15 protein-coding genes are annotated in these 15,623 nt (G+C 73.6%); 8 read left to right on the forward strand and 7 right to left on the reverse strand.

Annotation, left to right across the window (positions count from 1 at the left end; genetic code table 11):
• Positions 1 to 191: 191 nt before the first annotated feature.
• The 4 genes from IE178_RS16965 to IE178_RS16980 all read right to left on the reverse strand — a co-directional run bounded on the left by IE178_RS16965 (position 192) and on the right by IE178_RS16980 (position 2,569).
• Complete coding sequence (locus tag IE178_RS16965) at positions 192 to 959, reverse strand: metallophosphoesterase family protein (RefSeq protein WP_184766530.1); 768 nt, start codon at positions 957 to 959, stop codon at positions 192 to 194.
• Positions 956 to 1,243 (reverse strand): BON domain-containing protein, encoded by a 288-nt coding sequence (locus IE178_RS16970; protein ID WP_184766531.1) that lies wholly within the window; start codon positions 1,241 to 1,243, stop codon positions 956 to 958. Before IE178_RS16970 ends, IE178_RS16965 begins: the two co-directional genes overlap by 4 nt.
• A gap of 21 nt (positions 1,244 to 1,264) precedes the next feature.
• Positions 1,265 to 1,954 (reverse strand): nucleotidyltransferase family protein, encoded by a 690-nt coding sequence (locus tag IE178_RS16975; protein WP_184766532.1) that lies wholly within the window; start codon positions 1,952 to 1,954, stop codon positions 1,265 to 1,267.
• A 144-nt stretch (positions 1,955 to 2,098) separates the two neighbouring features.
• Entirely contained in the window at positions 2,099 to 2,569 is a 471-nt protein-coding gene (locus IE178_RS16980; protein WP_184766535.1) for a MarR family winged helix-turn-helix transcriptional regulator, read from the reverse strand.
• Between the two features lie 173 nt (positions 2,570 to 2,742).
• Between IE178_RS16980 and IE178_RS16985 the strand changes: the two genes are divergently transcribed.
• The 5 genes from IE178_RS16985 to IE178_RS17005 all read left to right on the forward strand — a co-directional run bounded on the left by IE178_RS16985 (position 2,743) and on the right by IE178_RS17005 (position 10,845).
• A complete protein-coding gene (locus IE178_RS16985) occupies positions 2,743 to 3,711 on the forward strand; it encodes an alpha/beta hydrolase (RefSeq protein WP_193512896.1) in 969 nt (322 codons plus the stop codon).
• Between the two features lie 93 nt (positions 3,712 to 3,804).
• Positions 3,805 to 4,425: a hypothetical protein gene (locus tag IE178_RS16990; RefSeq protein ID WP_438874385.1), complete on the forward strand. Its 621-nt coding sequence runs from the start codon at positions 3,805 to 3,807 to the stop codon at positions 4,423 to 4,425.
• Positions 4,426 to 4,449: 24 nt separating this feature from the next.
• Positions 4,450 to 8,790 (forward strand): cation-translocating P-type ATPase, encoded by a 4,341-nt coding sequence (locus IE178_RS16995; protein WP_193512897.1) that lies wholly within the window; start codon positions 4,450 to 4,452, stop codon positions 8,788 to 8,790.
• Between the two features lie 237 nt (positions 8,791 to 9,027).
• Positions 9,028 to 10,101, forward strand: coding sequence for an alcohol dehydrogenase catalytic domain-containing protein (locus tag IE178_RS17000; RefSeq protein WP_193512898.1), 1,074 nt, complete (start codon positions 9,028 to 9,030; stop codon positions 10,099 to 10,101).
• Positions 10,102 to 10,245: 144 nt separating this feature from the next.
• On the forward strand, positions 10,246 to 10,845 hold the full coding sequence (locus IE178_RS17005; RefSeq protein ID WP_193512899.1) for an Rv1733c family protein: 600 nt from the start codon (positions 10,246 to 10,248) through the stop codon (positions 10,843 to 10,845).
• Positions 10,846 to 10,917: 72 nt separating this feature from the next.
• On the opposite strand, the gene IE178_RS17010 is transcribed toward IE178_RS17005, so the two are convergent.
• Positions 10,918 to 11,367, reverse strand: coding sequence for an SRPBCC family protein (locus tag IE178_RS17010; protein WP_184765144.1), 450 nt, complete (start codon positions 11,365 to 11,367; stop codon positions 10,918 to 10,920).
• Between the two features lie 106 nt (positions 11,368 to 11,473).
• Positions 11,474 to 12,163, reverse strand: a complete 690-nt coding sequence (locus IE178_RS17015; protein WP_193512900.1) for a class I SAM-dependent methyltransferase — start codon at positions 12,161 to 12,163, stop codon at positions 11,474 to 11,476.
• 96 nt (positions 12,164 to 12,259) lie between these two features.
• Here IE178_RS17015 and IE178_RS17020 point away from each other — a divergent pair, with 96 nt between their 5' ends.
• Complete coding sequence (locus IE178_RS17020; RefSeq protein ID WP_184765146.1) at positions 12,260 to 12,712, forward strand: flavodoxin family protein; 453 nt, start codon at positions 12,260 to 12,262, stop codon at positions 12,710 to 12,712.
• An 18-nt stretch (positions 12,713 to 12,730) separates the two neighbouring features.
• On the opposite strand, the gene IE178_RS17025 is transcribed toward IE178_RS17020, so the two are convergent.
• A complete protein-coding gene (locus IE178_RS17025) occupies positions 12,731 to 13,810 on the reverse strand; it encodes a YihY/virulence factor BrkB family protein (RefSeq protein WP_318280098.1) in 1,080 nt (359 codons plus the stop codon).
• A gap of 105 nt (positions 13,811 to 13,915) precedes the next feature.
• On the opposite strand from IE178_RS17025, the gene IE178_RS17030 reads away from it, so the two are divergent.
• Together IE178_RS17030 and IE178_RS17035 are read left to right on the forward strand one after the other, a co-directional pair.
• Complete coding sequence (locus IE178_RS17030) at positions 13,916 to 14,548, forward strand: GNAT family N-acetyltransferase (RefSeq protein ID WP_193512901.1); 633 nt, start codon at positions 13,916 to 13,918, stop codon at positions 14,546 to 14,548.
• Between the two features lie 230 nt (positions 14,549 to 14,778).
• Positions 14,779 to 15,456: a lytic polysaccharide monooxygenase auxiliary activity family 9 protein gene (locus IE178_RS17035; RefSeq protein WP_193512902.1), complete on the forward strand. Its 678-nt coding sequence runs from the start codon at positions 14,779 to 14,781 to the stop codon at positions 15,454 to 15,456.
• Positions 15,457 to 15,623: the final 167 nt, after the last annotated feature.

Consider the following 15,623-nt stretch of genomic DNA (forward strand, 5'->3'; position numbering starts at 1 on the left):
CGCCCGGGCCGGTGCGTGGCGACGTCGGCCACGGGCGCGGAGTCTGCATCTAAACAGACAAAATGCATAAAGGGGGCACGCCTTGCGGGGTGTTCACACAGGAGGCGGTACGGGCGGGGTGTCGGGCGCGGAGAAGCGCCGCCGGTGTGTACCGACGGCGCTGGGGGCTGGGGGCTGGGACGGTGACCGGCTCAGGCGGTGCTCGCCTCCGTGCCCGAGCCGGCGCTCACGCGTTCGCGCACGGGCAGGTGGTAGACGTGGAAGGCGCGGCCGATGACCGGCTGGGCGACGTTGCGCACCTTGACGCCTCCGGTGGTCATGCCGTGCTCCGTGCCGGCGTGCGCGTGCCCGTGCACGGCGAGGTCGGCGCCGGCCGTGTCGATCGCCTCGGCCAGCAGATAGCTGCCCAGGAACGGATAGATCTCCAGCGGTTCCCCGGCCAGGGTCTCCGGTACGGGGGAGTAGTGGGTGAGGGCGACGCGGACGTCGCAGCCCTCCTCCTCCAGTCGTTCCAGAGAAGTGCGCAGGCCGTCGGCGCACCGGCGGGAGAGCCGGACGAACTCCTTCATCACCGGCTCGCCGAACTCCCCGGCGCTCGCTCCGACGAACCCCCCGCCGAACCCCTTGGTGCCGGCCACGCCGACGCGTGCGTCCCCGGCCCGCACGACCGCCGCCTCCCCCTCCAGGACATGGGCGCCGGCGTCCCGCAGGACGGCCGTGACCTCGTCCGGCCGGTCGTCGTGGTGGTCGTGGTTGCCGAGCACGGCGACCACCGGAACGCCCAGGCCCCGGATCTCGTCGGCCACCACCCGGGCCTCCTCGACGGTGCCGTGCCGGGTGAGGTCCCCGGCCAGCAGCAGGAGGTCGGCGCACTCGGGCAGGGTCTCGAAGGCGGGGCGGAGCACGCCCCGCGTGTCGGGACCCATGTGGATGTCACCGACGGCAGCGATCCGGATCATGACAGCTCCTCCGCGTGATCGGGCGACGAGGGCTCGCTGACCACGATGTCGCAGTGCACTTCGAGCCCGGCGAGCTCCTCCCGTACGGTGCTCAGGACGTCCTCGCGGCACCTGGCCGAGGGGACGGTCCCGGTGACCAGTACGGTCCCGCCGCGGACCTCGGCCCGCACACCGAGTTCGCCGAGTTCCCCGGAGGCGAGGCGGTCCTGGAGGTGGGCGACGCGGTACTCCGCGCCCTGCCCGGCCGGTGGGCCGCCTGCGGATCCGGCGTCGTGGGTGTTCATGGGCGTTCCTTCCGCGGACGTTCAGATGACGTTCAGGCGTTCCAGGAGGAAGAAGAAGGCGGCGGGCATGGGCTCGTCCCCGCAGTCGCGCCGTACCCGGTCCCAGTCGACCTTCTCGCGCAGGGCGCGGGCGATGGGCAGGACCGCCCCGAAGTCGCAGTGGTGCTCCGAGAAGGCGGCGATCAGCCCGGACAGCAGATCGGTGGGTGCCAGGACTGGCATGCGCACCGATTCCACCGGGAGTTCCTGCGCCCGGTGGAGCATCTCGGCGGAGACGGGCCTGTGCGCCAGTTCGAAGATGAGGTCGACGTCCTGGCCGAAGCAGGTGGCCTTGATCAGCCAGTCCTCCGGCGGGGTGTAGACCGTCAGCCCGGCCGCGCGGAGCGTGGCGGCCACGGACTCGGCGTCCTCGGGGCGGACGCAGAAGTCGACGTCGTGCTGGAGATTCCCGCTGCCGCCATGGGCGTGGACGGCGACGCTGCCGGCGAGTGCGAAGAGGTGCCCGCCCCGTTTCAGTACCGCGCCGACCTGCTTGGCCGCCTCCAGGATGGCCTGATTGCGGTCGCGGGGCAGTTCCGGGTCGCCCTCGTGGGGCGGTGTCCCGCGGCGTACGTCCAGGGGCGGTGCCTGCCCCGGGGCGTCCGAGGCCAGACGGAGGTCCGGGTTTCCAGGGCGCCGGACGAGCGTGGCGTCCTCGCCGTTCTCCGTCATGACCACTTCCTTTCACCGACCGGACGGGTCGCACGGCCGCCGCCCGTTCCCCGCCGGGGGACGGGCCTGCGCGTGCTGCCTGCACCTAGTACCCGGCGCGTCCGTTCCGACACGGACGCGGGTGAACGGCGCGCGGCCCCCGGCTCAGCGCTCCGTCACGTTGGCGACGAGCAGGCGCAGCAGCTGTTTGGCCGTGGCGTCCTGCTCGGGGGTGAGGCCCATGGCGTCGCCGATGGCCATCGGGACCGCGCGGGCGCGGTCCCGGAGCCCGGCGCCCTCGTCGGTGAGGCGGATGGCGACGGAACGCTCGTCGTCGCTGCGTCGCTCGCGGCGCAGCAGCCCGTTCGCCTCCAGGCGCTTCAACAGCGGGGAGAGGGTGCTGGACTCCAGCTGGAGCGCGGCCCCGAGCTCCCGTACGGAGATCGAGTCCCGCTCCCAGAGCACCAGCAGGACCAGGTACTGCGGGTAGGTCAGGCCCAGCTCGTCCAGCAGCGGGCGGTAGCGGGCGGTGACCGCCCGGGACGCCGCGTACAGGGCGAAGCAGAGCTGGTCGTCCAGGAGCAGCGACCTCTCGGCCGATGTCGTGGCGCGGCTCCCGTCCGTCGTGCCGTCCATGGTGATCACCCACGTTCCCTGTTGCGGTCCTGCCCGATTCTATCGGGAGCGAACGAGTCGCCCACTAAATAGTTGCGCACGACTTAATGGTGCGCTACTTTCCTCGTGTGCCGCCGATCCCGGTGGGCTCCGCTCCAGGACCCGGCGGCGGCACCAGATCCGAGGAGTACGTCATGACCGGCACCACCGCCCACCGTCCCGTCCTCGAGCCGGCGGCCCAGGCCTTCGCCGAGGCCACCGCGAATCCGCCCTACCTCTTCGACCTGGGCCCCGTCGAAGGCCGCAAGGCCGTCGACGAGGTGCAGTCCGGCGACATCGCCCGGCCGGCCGTCGACGAGGAGTGGGTGACCGTCCAGGGCGGGCCCACCGGCAGTGTCCGCGTGCGCCTCGTCCGCCCCGCCGGCGCCACCGGACAGCTGCCCGTGATCCTCTACATCCACGGCGCCGGCTGGGTCTTCGGCAACGCCCACACCCACGACCGCCTGGTCCGCGAACTCGCCGTCGGCACCGGCGCGGCGGTGGTCTTCCCCGAGTACGACCTCTCGCCCGAGGCCCGCTACCCGGTCGCCATCGAGCAGAACTACACCGTCGCCCGCTGGATCGTCACCGACGGCGCGGGCAGGGACCTGGACGCCACCCGGATCGCCGTGGCGGGCGACTCGGTCGGCGGCAACATGACGGCCGCGCTCACCCTGATGGCCAAGGAACGCGGCGACGTCCCCCTCGTGCAGCAGGTGCTCTTCTACCCGGTCACCGACGCCAACTTCGACACCGAGTCCTACCGCCTGTTCGCCGAGGGCTACTTCCTGCGCCGCGACGCCATGCAGTGGTTCTGGGACCAGTACACGACCGACGAGGGCCGGCGCGCCGAGATCACCGCCTCCCCGCTGCGCGCCACCACCGAGCAGCTCACCGGACTGCCCCCGGCCCTGGTCGTCACCGGTGAGGCCGACGTGCTGCGCGACGAGGGCGAGGCGTACGCCGAGAAGCTCCGCCGGGCCGGGGTCCCCGTCACCGCCGTCCGCTACCAGGGCATCATCCACGACTTCGTGATGCTCAACGCCCTGCGCGAGACGCACGCCGCCGAGGCCGCCATCACCCAGGCGATCGGCGTCCTGCGCGGAGCGCTCGGCACCGCCTGACCCGGACGGGCCGGAAGACCGGCTCGGGCGTACAAGAAAAGCGCTCGGGCCGGTCAGGGCTGAATATGGGGCAAAAGGTAGGGAAGTCGATGAGTGCCCCTCAGGGATGCGCTCGTGGAGGTCGACATGGACCAGCACACGTCTCGTGCGTCGGATCTTCCGCAGCCCCTGCGGGCCGTCGTCTCGGGCCTGCGGCATCTGCCGGGCGCGGAGCAGGTGGGCAGGGTGGCCGGCGGCACCCTGGACGCGATCGGCGCGGTGTCCCCGCGCGGACGCCGGATGGCCGTCTACGCCGGAGCCGGGGTGCTCGGTGTGGCGGGCGTCGTCGAATGGCCGGTGGCACTGACCGGCGCGGCCGTCGCCTGGCTCACCCAGCCACACCCGGGACAGCGGCAGGACGGCGAGCCGGGCACACCCTCACCGGCCGGAGCGGACGGGCAGGGCGACGAGCGGGCCGAGATCGGCACGCGGAGCGACCGCGCCCCCGCCGAAACCCCCGCCGGCCCCGGCGACCGGCTCACCCCCTCCCGCCACCGGCCCGGCCAGGCCGAACACCCCGTGCACGAACAGCCCGCCAAGGTGGGCGACACCGCCACCGCCTCCGCCCTGAAACAGGTCGCCGAGGCCACCACGCACCACGGCTCACACCCCGGCCCCCACCCGGACCGGGACGGTGCACCCGGGCAGCCGCGCGACAGCCGGCCCACCCGCTGAGCCACGACCACGGGACACCCTCAGATGCTCACACGCTTCGATGTCGCCCCTCTCGCCGGGGCCGTGGCGGGAGCCGCCGCAGGCGCCGCCCGCGGCACCGCACAGGGCATGACGTCCGTCCACGACACGACACGCCGCCTGGGCCACGTCGCCCGCAACGCCCTCGGCGGCGGCCGGCACTGGCGGGCCGGACACCGCGTCCATCTCGCCCTGCGGCACCCGGACGCCGCCGTGGGGCCGCTCGCCCGCAAGGCCGCCGCCGAACTCCTCGACCATCCGGACGTACTGACGGCCTACTGGGACGAAGGGCTGTCCCGTCTCGTGGTGACCGCCGTGACGGACGCGGCCGGCGACCGCGTGGCCGAACAGGCCGTCGCGATCGCCGCCCGCCTCGGACTGACCGAGGACGCCGGCCCGGAGGACGAGACCGGGACCGCCCACCCCGGCGACCCGCGCGAGGTACGGGTCGCCGCCACCGCGCTGCTGCTGGACGCCGCCGGCACGGCCGGCGCCCTCACCGCCAGGTCACTGGGCCTGCCCCGCGGCCCCAAGGCGGTCACCGCCGCCGTCACCCTGCTGCGCGAGAACCCCCGCTTCCGGGCGCTGCTGCGGCAGCGGTTCGGCAGAAGCGGCACGGAACTCCTCCTCGCCGCCGCCAACGCCGCCGCGCACGGCGCCGCACAGTCCCCGGTGGCCCTCGTACTCGACGCACTGCTGCGCACCGGCCAGCTGACCGAGGCGGCGGCCCGCGCGGCGGCCTTCGAGGCACTGCACGACGACCTCTGCCTCGACGAACGCACCAGCATCCCCTGCCCCGCCGGCATCCGCCCGCCCCTGCGGGTGACGCCCGCCCAGGCGTACGCGGCCCACGCCGGCACCGGCAGCCTCGCGGGCGCCGCCGCCACCCTCCTCGTCACCCACGACACCGGGGAGGCGGCGGAGGCCGTCCTGGCCGGATCCCCCAAGGCCGCGCGCTACGGCCCCGGCGCCTTCGACGCGGTCCTCGGCACCCACCTCGCCCGGTCCGGCGTCCTGGTCCGCAGTGGGCAACGGCTGCGCCAACTGGAGATCGCCGACTCCCTCGTCCTGCACGCCGACGCCCTGCGCGGCCACGCCCGGCCCACCGCCGGCCACGACGACGCGCCCGCCCTGTTCGAGGACCCCGTCGACCCCTGCGCCGAAGCGGTCCTCGACGCGGCCCGCCGCGCCGGGCTGCACGTCGTGATCACCGGTGGCTCCGACCTGAAGGACATCACCCGCCTCGCCGACGAGGTCGCCCCCGCCGACCTGCCCTTCGGCGACGTCGTCAGGGCGCTGCAGAACGACGGGCACATCGTGGTGAGCGTCGCCCGGGTGGCGGAGCACGGGGACGCCGACGTGGCGGACGGACTGCCCGCCGGGGACGTGGCGGTCGCCCTCACCGACTCCCGCGCGGCGATCACCTGGGGCGCCGACGCCCTCGCCCCGGGCGGACTCGGGGACGTCTGGCGCCTGCTGACGGCGATTCCGGCGGCCCGCCGGGTCGGCCGCCGTTCGCAGACCCTGGCCCGCGCGGGCGCCGCCCTGTCGGGACTCATGGTGGCCCGCGGCGGCACACCCGGCGGCCGGCTCTGGCGGCGGCTCACCCGGCACGCCCCCGTGAACATCGCCGCGGCGGGCGCCCTGCTCACCGGCTGGACCGAGGCCGTGCGCGTGGCCCGCGCCACGCCGCCCGAGCCCCGGCTGCACGTGCCCTGGCACGCCCTGGAACCGCACCAGGCACGCGACCTGCTGCGCGACACCCGCACCGACGAAGAGCCGGGCGGACTCGCCCTGCTCGCCGAGCGTTCCCGGCAGCGGGCGGCACGGCTCACCCGTACGCCCGCGGCCGCCCCCGCCCGCTGGACCTGGCAGGCGGCGGGCGCCGTCCGCCGCGAACTCGACGACCCGCTCACGCCCGTCCTGGCCACCGGGGCGGTCGCCTCGGCGCTCCTCGGCTCGCTCGTCGACGCCCTGCTCGTCGTCGGCGCCATGGACATCAACGCGGTGGCGGGCGGCCTGCAGCGGCTGCGCGCCGAACGGGCCCTCGCCCGGCTGGCGGCCCGGCAGCAGCCCACGGCACGCCGGCAGGTCACCCGCGAGCACACCGTCACCGTCGACGCCGCCCAACTGCGGCCGGGGGACCGGATCAGCCTCGGCTCCGGCGACGTCGTACCGGCGGACGCGCGGCTGCTGGAGGTGGACGGGCTCGAGGTCGACGAGTCCGCGCTGACCGGCGAGTCCCTGCCCGTGACCAAGGCCCAGGACCCGACCCCCGGCGCGCCGGTGAGCCGGCGCACCTGCATGGTCTTCGAGGGCACCACCGTGGTGGCCGGCCGGGCCGACGCACTCGTGGTGGACACCGGCGACCGCACCGAGGCCGGCCGGGCCGTCGCCCTGGCCGCCCGCACCCCGCCGCCCGCCGGCGTCCAGGCACGGCTGCAGGAACTGACCCGCAAGGCCCTGCCGGTGACCCTCACCGGCGGGGCACTGGTCACCGGGCTGTCCCTGCTGCGCGGCAGCCCGGTACGACGGGCCGTCAGCGGCGGTGTGGCCGTGGCCGTCGCCGCCGTCCCGGAGGGCCTGCCGCTGGTCGCGACCGTCGCCCAGATGGCGGCCGCCCGCCGGCTCTCCCGGCGCGGCGTCCTGGTCCGCACCCCGCGCACCCTGGAGGCGCTCGGCCGGGTCGACACCGTCTGCTTCGACAAGACCGGCACCCTCACCGAGAACCGCCTGCGCCTGGTGCGGGTCGCCACCGCGGACGGCACCGTCCTCGCCCCGGACGCCGAACCGGCCGTGTCCGTCGTACGGCTGGCCGCGCGCGCCTGCCCGCAGGAGGAGACGGGCGAGGGACGCCGGGTCGCGCACGCCACCGACGAGGCGGTCCTCGACGTCGCCCCGCCCGACGACACCTGGACGGCCGACGGCGAACTGGCCTTCGAGGCCAGCCGCGGCTACGCGGCGGCGGTCGGCCGGGACGGCGACGCGGACGGCGGCGCGCTCCTCGTCGTCAAGGGAGCCCCCGAGACGGTGCTCCCCGCCTGCCGGGACCTCCCCGGCGACGCGACCGGCACGGCCCACACCCTCGCGGGCCAGGGGCTGCGCGTCCTCGCCGTCGCCCGGCGCCCGTGCCGGGGGACCGACGCCGGCGCCGAACTCGACGCCGACCTCGCGGACCTGGAGTTCGTCGGACTGATCGCCCTGGCGGACGTGCCGCGCGACACCTCCCAGAAGCTGCTCACGGAACTGCGCCGGGCCGGCATCCTGCCCGTCATGCTCACCGGCGACCACCCGGAGACCGCCCGGGCCATCGCCCTGCAACTGGGCTGGCCCGAGGAGACCGGTGTCGTCACCGGGGACGAACTCGTCGACATGAGCCGCAGCGACCGGGCCCGCGCCCTGCGCGGCGCCGCCGTCGTCGCCCGGGTCGCGCCCGAACAGAAACTCCACGTCGTGGAGGCCCTGCAACAGGCCGGCCGCGTCGTGGCGATGGCGGGCGACGGCGCCAACGACGCCGCCGCCATCCGCGCCGCCGACGTGGGCGTCGGCATCGAGGCCCGCGGTTCCGCCGCCGCCCGCAACGCCGCCGACCTCGTGCTCACCACCGGCGACCTGTCCGTCCTGGTGGACGCCGTCGGCGAGGGCCGCGCCCTGTGGCGCAGCGTCGCCGACGCGGTGAGCATCCTCATCGGCGGCAACGCGGGCGAGGTCGGCTTCAGCGTGCTCGGCACCCTGCTCGCCGGTTCCTCTCCGCTGTCGACCCGTCAGCTGCTTCTGGTCAACCTGCTCACCGACATGTTCCCCGCCATGGCGGTGGCGGTGACGCCGAGCGACGACCCGGCGACGGCCGCGCACGCCGCGACCGGCCCGATGGGCCTCGACGTCCTCGGCGCGCCCTTGCTGCGCTCCATCCGGCGCCGGGGCGTGACGACCTGCCTCGGCGCGGTCACGGCGTATCTGATCGGCCGTCTCACCCCTGGCACCGAACGCCGTTCCACCACGATGGCCCTGTGCGGAGTGGTCGGCGCGCAGCTCGCGCAGACCCTGTCCGGCCGCCGCCACAGCCCCCTGGTGTGGGCGACGGCCCTGGGCTCCGCGGCGGTGCTCGCCGCCCTGGTGCAGACCCCCGGCGTCAGCCACTTTTTCGGCTGCACCCCGCTCGGCCCCGTCGCCTGGCTCGGCATCGCCCTGGCCATCACCCTGTCCGCCCTCGCCCCACGCCTGGAACGCATGGAGCGGGTACGCCACCTCTACGACGCCGCCACCCGCCTCGCCGAGCACCTCGGCGACGCCGCCCGCCGGACCCGCCCCTTGCTGCACAGCGGCATCGCCCGACCGGTGGCGTGACGGCACGCCGTGGGGGTGGTCGTCACCGGCCGGCGGCTCAGCACGGCACGCCGTGGGCGGTCGTCACCGGCCGGCTCACGGGGATCGTCCGCGGCGCCACAGCAGAACCGCCGCAGTGCGCCCAGACTGGAAGAGCAGGGCGGCCCCGGCACCCACCCGGGGATCCGCCGACGCGAGGCGGGCGCGGGCGCGCCCGGCGCCGCGGCCCGCCGCACGGCGAGAAGGGTGAGGATCGGCATGAAGGGCTACGTCTTCCACGGCCCAGGGCAGTCCGCCTGGGAGGAGGTTCCCGACCCGGCAGTCAAGGAACCCGACGACGCGATCGTGCGGGTCGAGGCCGTCACCATCTGCGGGACGGACCTGCACATCCTCAAGGGCGACGTGCCCGAGGTCCGCCCGGGGACCGTCCTGGGTCACGAGGCGGTCGGTGAGATCGTCGAGACCGGCGGCGACGTGCGCACGGTCCGCCCGGGGGACCGGGTCCTGGTCTCCTGCGTCTCCGCCTGCGGTCGCTGCGGCTACTGCCGCGAGGGTATGTACGGCCAGTGCCGGGGCGGCGGGGGCTGGATCCTCGGCCACCACGTCGACGGCACCCAGGCCGAGTACGTCCGTGTCCCGTACGCCGACCTCTCGGTGTATCTGCTGCCCGGCGCGCTCGCGGACGAGGACGCCGTACTGCTGTCCGACATCTTCCCCACCGCCTACGAGGTGGGCGTGCTCAACGGGCGGGTGCGTCCCGGCGACACCGTCGTCGTGGTCGGCGCCGGGCCCGTCGGGCTGGCCGCGATCGCCACCGCCCGGCTGTTCGCGCCCGAGCGCATCGTCGCCGTGGACCTGGCCGCTTCCCGGCTCCGGGCCGCGAAGGAGTTCGGTGCCGAGGCCGTGGCCGACGCGAGCGAGGCGCCCGAACAGCTGATCGCCGACCTCACCGGCGGGCTCGGCGCGGACGTGGCCATCGAGGCGGTGGGCGTGCCGGAGACCTTCGAACTGTGCGCCCGGGTGGTGCGGCCCGGCGGACATGTCGCCAACGTCGGTGTGCACGCCGCTCCCGCCACCCTGCACCTCGAGGACCTGTGGATCAAGAACGTCACCATCACCACCGGACTCGTCGACACCCACTCCACCCCCACCCTGCTGCGGATGGCGTCCGCCGGCCGGCTGCCCACGCGCCGCATGGTCACCCACACGTTCCCGCTCGACCTGATGCAGGAGGCGTACGACGTCTTCGGCAACGCCGCCGAGACCGGGGCGCTCAAGGTCGTCCTCGGTGTGCCGCAGCACGAGGTGGTCCCCGTCCACCCGACGGTCTGACGGGCCGTACGCCAGTCGGCACGGACCGCCGCCGGTCGTCGCCGCCCCGGACGGCCGCGCGCGGCAGAACGGGTCGTGCGGCCTGTGCGGGACGAGGGCCCAAGGGTCCACCCTGGAGGTACCCGTGCGAGGAGGTGACCTCCCATGGCCAGGACGCAGGGTCCGCGGCCCCGCAGGGTGCGGCTGTGGCGATGGCGGAGGAACCCGCTGCGTCGCCGCAGCGATCTGCTCGAGGCCTGGGTACTGCTCGCCACCCTTGTCCTCGCCCTGCTGCTCGGGGCGTTCTGCGGTCTGGTGGCGGCCGGCGCCGTGGACGGGTCGCTCGCCGAGCGCCGGGAGCGGACCCGCACCGTCCCGGCCGTGGTCGCCCAGGACGCCGCTCACGCACCGTCCACACCCGTGACGGAGAACGGGGACGGCGGCGTCTGGGCGAAGGTGCGATGGACCGCCCCGGACGGCACCCGCCGCACGGGCCGCGCGGAGGTCGAACCGGGCAGCAGGGCGGGCACCGCGGTCACCGTGTGGACGGACCCCTCGGGGCGGCTCGTCTCCGCACCGCCCGAGGGCGCCGAGGCGAGCTTCCAGATCGTCATGGCCGGTGTCACGGTCGCCGTCGCCGCCGGGGGCTCGGTCCTGCTCGGCGGATGGCTCGTCCGGGCCCGGATGCGGCGGCGGCGCCTGGCGCAGTGGGAGACCGAGTGGCGGCAGGTCGAGCCGACATGGCGCAGGCGGATGACGGGCTGAGGCGGAGCGGTGGCCGCTCCGCCTCGGTACGTGCCGGTGAACAGCCGTCCGGGCGCCCGGACGGCGCCCGGGTCAGACCTCGCCGCGCCAGGCGCCCGTCTCCAGACCGCGCTGCTCGATGAACTCCTTGAACCGCTTCAGGTCACCGCTCACCTGCCGCTTGACGAAGCCGAGCTTGTCACCCACGTTCTCGGCCGGCCCGTCGGGGTCGAAGTCCATCTGCAGCATCACCTTGGTGGTGGTGTCCCGCAGACGGTGGAAGGTGACGACACCGGCCTGCCTCGCCTCGCCGTTCACCGTGGTCCACGCGACGCGCTCGTCCGGAACCTGCTCCGTGATCTCGGCGTCGAACTCCCGCTGGACGCCGCCGATCTTCGTCACCCAGTGGGTGAGCGTGTCGGTGCGCTGCTCGATGCGCTCGACGCCGCCCATGAACTCCGGGAAGCTCTCGAACTGCGTCCACTGGTTGTAGGCGGTGCGGACGGGGACGTCGACCTCGATCGATTCCTCTACCTGCGACATGGACCAGGTACCTCGCTTTCCGATGGGGAACGCGATGCGGGTACCTGATTGCGCGCCGGACAATCATGGAGATCGCGTGAGACCGGACAGCCGGTGCCGTGGGGCGTCAGCCGCCGGGTTCCGCCTCCCCGCGCCGGCAGTGCAGGAACAGCTGCGGCTCCGGCATGGCGTCGGGGTGGGTCGGGCTGAACATCACGCTCTGCTCCGACTCCACCGTCAGGCCCGCCCCGCGCACGAGGGCGATGACGTCCTCGGCCGCGAAACTGGTCACGCGCACGGGCTGCCCCATGAACACCCCGTCGAATTCCTCGACGTCCAGCGGCACCGTGGCCAGCACGAGCAGGCCGCCCGGACGCAGCGCCCGGGCCAGCCGGCCCACGAGCTCCGACTGCTCCGTCCGGGACATCTGCAGCAGCGCGAAGTACACACAGACCGCGTCGAACGAACCGTCCTCGAGCGTCATACGGCGCACATCGGCGCACCGGAACTCGGCCTCGGGCACCTGCCGGGAGGCGATCCGCACCATCACCGGGGACACGTCGACACCCAGCACCCGGTGCCCGGCCGCGGCGAGCGCGGCGGACGTGGGCCGTCCCGTCCCGCTGCCCACGTCCAGCACCCGGCTGCCGGGCGCCAGCCGTGCGAGCAGCCGGTCCAGCGACGCGCGGTGGGCCGAGGAGGAGGCGAACGCCTTCTCGTACTCGCTGCCCAGCGCGTCGAAGACCGCCGCCGCCGGTGACCCGTGTTCCTCGTCGACCACAACGCACCCCCGTGTCCGTGTACCGATGCGGGGCATCGTGTCACTCCCGTCGCGCCCCCACAACGGGGAACGGGCCGCGGCGTGGCACCGGCCCGGCTTGCGGGCGGGGGGACCGGCAGGCAGGGTCGGTGCGTGCCGACACTGCTGATCGTCCATCACACGCCCTCGCCCAACTGTCAGGCGATGTTCGAAGCCGTCCTCTCCGGTGCCACCGCCCCGGAGATCGAGGACGTCCGGGTGGTGCGCCGCGCGGCGCTGTCCGCCACCGCCACCGACGTCCTGGACGCCGACGGCTACCTCCTCGGCACCCCGGCCAACCTGGGGTACATGTCGGGGGCGCTCAAGCACTTCTTCGACCAGGTCTACTACCCGTGCCTGGACGCCACCCGGGGCCGGCCCTTCGGGTACTACGTGCACGGCGGCAACGACGTCACGGGTGCCGTGCGGGGCATCGAGTCGATCACGACGGGGCTCGGCTGGCGCCGCGCCGCCGACACCGTGACCGTCACCGGGGAGCCGGACAGGTCCGCCGTCGAACGGTGCTGGGAACTGGGCGCCACGCTCGCCGCCGGCCTGATGGGCTGAGACCGGCCGCCGGTGCCGTCAGCCCCCGTCCATGCGCCGCCGGTCCTGCTCGTCCCACGCGCGGGTGTCGCGCGGCTGCGTGTAGGGCTCCGCCTCCGGCGGATGACCGCCGGCGATGGCCCGTTGCCGGGCGATCTCCGCGTCGAACTCCAGCCCCAGCAGAATGGCCAGGTTGGTGATCCACAGCCAGATCAGGAACACGATGACACCGGCCATCGTGCCGTAGGTCCTGTTGTAGGAACCGAAGTTGGCGACGTAGAAGGCGAACCCTCCGGAGGCGATCAGCCAGATCACCAGTGCCAGGAAGCTCCCCGGCGTGATCCACCGAAATCCCCTGACCTTGGCGTTCGGGGCCGCCCAGTACAGCAGGGCGATCAGGACGACGACCAGGACGACCAGGACCGGCCACTTGGCGATCGACCACACGGTCAGCGCGGTGTCGCCCACACCGAGCGTGTCGCCCGCACGACGGGCCAGCCCACCGGTGAAGACCACGATCAGCGCACTGACCACGGCCAGCACCATGAGCGCGACCGTCACCCCCAGCCGCACCGGCAGCACCTTCCACACCGGACGGCCCTCGGGAATGTCGTAGACCGCGTTCGCCGAGCGGATGAACGCCGCCACATAGCCCGACGCGGACCAGACGGCCAGAACCAGACCGACGATCGCCATGATCGAGCCGATGCCCGCGTTGCCCTGCAGCTGCTGCACCGCCCGGGTGATGATGTCGCGGGCCGCGCCGGGGGCGAGCTGCTGCAGGTTGTCCAGCACCTTGTCCGTGGTGGACCTGCCGGTGAGGCCCAGCAGCGACACCAGAGCCAGCAGGGCCGGGAACAGCGACAGCACGCCGTAGTACGTCAGGGCGGCGGCCCGGTCGGTGAGTTCGTCGTCCTTGAACTCGCGCAGACTGCCTTTCAGCGCGGCGCCCCACGCCCCCTTGGGCAGCTTGCCCGGCGTGTCCGGCGCCGCCCGTTCCACCTCGTCGCCCGGCCCGGGCTCATCGGCCACGCGCTCCGCCCGGTCGCCCGGACGGTGCTCGTCCGTCACGCTCTGAGGGGCTTGTCGGTCGTTTCGCCCCGGGATATGCAGCTTCATGGCCGCCGGGTAACCGGGGACCGGCCCGTCAATCCAGGGTGTCCGGGCATCGTCCCTGGTGCAAAAGGGTTGTGGGAGCGCTCCCATGGATGGAGGATGCCGCGCATGACCGAGCCCCCCAGGATTCGTCCGTACCGCCTCGAGGACCGGCCGGTCCTCGACGACATCTGCGTCCGCACCGCGCACAACGGCCAGGACAGCCGCCCCTTCTACACCGACCCCGGCGTCTTCCCGGACACCTTCGCGGCCCCCTACGCCCATCTGGAGCCGGAGCTGGCCTTCGTGCTGGACGACGGCTCGGGACGCGCGGTCGGCTACATCCTCGGCACCGCCGACACGGCCCGCTTCGCCGAGGACTTCCGCGCCGTGTGGTTGCCCCTGGTCGCCGACCGTCACCCCGAACCGTCGGGGCAGCCGCAGACCCCGGACGAGGCGATGGCCCGGCTGCTGCACCACCCCGAGCGGATGGTCGTCCCGGAGCTGGCCGCCTGGCCCGCCCATCTGCACATCGACCTGCTGCCCGAGTGGCAGGGCCGCGGGTACGGCCGGAAGCTGATGCGGACCTTCCTCGCGGCTCTGCGGGACAGGGGAGTGGCGTCCGTCCATCTCGTCATGGCGACGGCCAACAAGCCCGCCCGGGCCTTCTACGACCGTATGGGCTTCGAGGAGATCGACGCGCCGATGGACGACTCGGTCGTCTGCCTCGGGCGTACGACGGGGGATCTCGACCGGCTCTGACGAACCGGTCGGACCGGTTCGCCGGAGCCACTTCGACGAACCGGTCCGGCGAACCGGCGCCCTCGTCCATCGAACGCGTCGAACGCGCCACAACCCATGGGGAAGTGGCGTGAATCACCGTTGCCGCTCCGCTATGGGAAGCGCAGCCTGTGCACTGGGAGCGCTCCCACTGTCCCTTCGTGGGTCGCGCACCCCTATCCCCACAACCCCCACAGTGGAAAGAAGGATTCATGACTTGGCATGGTCATGACGTGTTGATCCCGCTTCGATCCCGTGTGACGCTCGCCCTCAGCGTCATCGCCGCCGCGCTGCTCTGTCTGATCCCCTGGAGCGGCACCGCCGTCGCCCACGGCTCCGTGCTCGACCCCGCGTCCCGCAACTACGGTTGCTGGCAGCGCTGGGGGAGTGACTTCCAGAACCCGGCGATGGCGCAGCAGGACCCCATGTGCTGGCAGGCATGGCAGGACAACCCCAACGCCATGTGGAACTGGAACGGCCTCTACCGCAACGGCTCCGCCGGTAACTTCCAGGCCGTCGTGCCCGACGGGCAGCTGTGCAGCGGCGGGCGCACGGAGGGCGGGCGCTACAACTCCCTGGACACGGTGGGCGCCTGGAAGACGACGAACGTGAACGACGACTTCACCATCAAGCTGTACGACCAGGCCAGCCACGGCGCGGACTACTTCCTCGTCTACGTCACCCGGCAGGGCTTCGACCCGGCCACCCAGCAACTGGGCTGGGACGACCTCCAGCTGGTGGCCCGCACCGGTGCGTACGGCCCCAGCCAGAACTACTCGATCCCGGTGAGCACGTCCGGGCTCAGTGGCCGCCATGTCGTCTACACGATCTGGCAGGCCTCGCACATGGACCAGACGTACTTCCTGTGCAGTGACGTGAACTTCGGCTGAAGCGGCGGGACTTCGTCGCTCCGTCCCGAGTCCCCGCCGGACGCGCTCCGTCCGGCGGGGACTCGGGGCTTTTCCGCGTCTGCGTCTCCTGGGATCGCGCGAAGAAGTCGTGAGGGCCTTGAACACACGGCGGTCCGCCTGCGTATGGGGCGTGGGAATCCCCTGCC

This window comes from Streptomyces griseoloalbus, from assembly GCA_014650015.1.
Taxonomy (GTDB): domain Bacteria; phylum Actinomycetota; class Actinomycetes; order Streptomycetales; family Streptomycetaceae; genus Streptomyces; species Streptomyces griseoloalbus.

Excerpts from the sequence above, each read along its gene's own strand:
- IE178_RS17010 (WP_184765144.1), bottom strand. The coding sequence starts at position 11,367 with ATGTCGCAGGTAGAGGAATCGATCGAGGTCGACGTCCCCGTCCGCACC.
- IE178_RS17035 (WP_193512902.1), top strand. The coding sequence starts at position 14,779 with ATGACTTGGCATGGTCATGACGTGTTGATCCCGCTTCGATCCCGTGTG.
- IE178_RS17015 (WP_193512900.1), bottom strand. The coding sequence starts at position 12,163 with ATGCCCCGCATCGGTACACGGACACGGGGGTGCGTTGTGGTCGACGAG.
- IE178_RS16995 (WP_193512897.1), top strand. The coding sequence starts at position 4,450 with ATGCTCACACGCTTCGATGTCGCCCCTCTCGCCGGGGCCGTGGCGGGA.
- IE178_RS16965 (WP_184766530.1), bottom strand. The coding sequence starts at position 959 with ATGATCCGGATCGCTGCCGTCGGTGACATCCACATGGGTCCCGACACG.
- IE178_RS17000 (WP_193512898.1), top strand. The coding sequence starts at position 9,028 with ATGAAGGGCTACGTCTTCCACGGCCCAGGGCAGTCCGCCTGGGAGGAG.
- IE178_RS17025 (WP_318280098.1), bottom strand. The coding sequence starts at position 13,810 with ATGAAGCTGCATATCCCGGGGCGAAACGACCGACAAGCCCCTCAGAGC.
- IE178_RS16975 (WP_184766532.1), bottom strand. The coding sequence starts at position 1,954 with ATGACGGAGAACGGCGAGGACGCCACGCTCGTCCGGCGCCCTGGAAAC.
- IE178_RS16980 (WP_184766535.1), bottom strand. The coding sequence starts at position 2,569 with ATGGACGGCACGACGGACGGGAGCCGCGCCACGACATCGGCCGAGAGG.
- IE178_RS17030 (WP_193512901.1), top strand. The coding sequence starts at position 13,916 with ATGACCGAGCCCCCCAGGATTCGTCCGTACCGCCTCGAGGACCGGCCG.
- IE178_RS17005 (WP_193512899.1), top strand. The coding sequence starts at position 10,246 with ATGGCCAGGACGCAGGGTCCGCGGCCCCGCAGGGTGCGGCTGTGGCGA.
- IE178_RS16985 (WP_193512896.1), top strand. The coding sequence starts at position 2,743 with ATGACCGGCACCACCGCCCACCGTCCCGTCCTCGAGCCGGCGGCCCAG.
- IE178_RS16970 (WP_184766531.1), bottom strand. The coding sequence starts at position 1,243 with ATGAACACCCACGACGCCGGATCCGCAGGCGGCCCACCGGCCGGGCAG.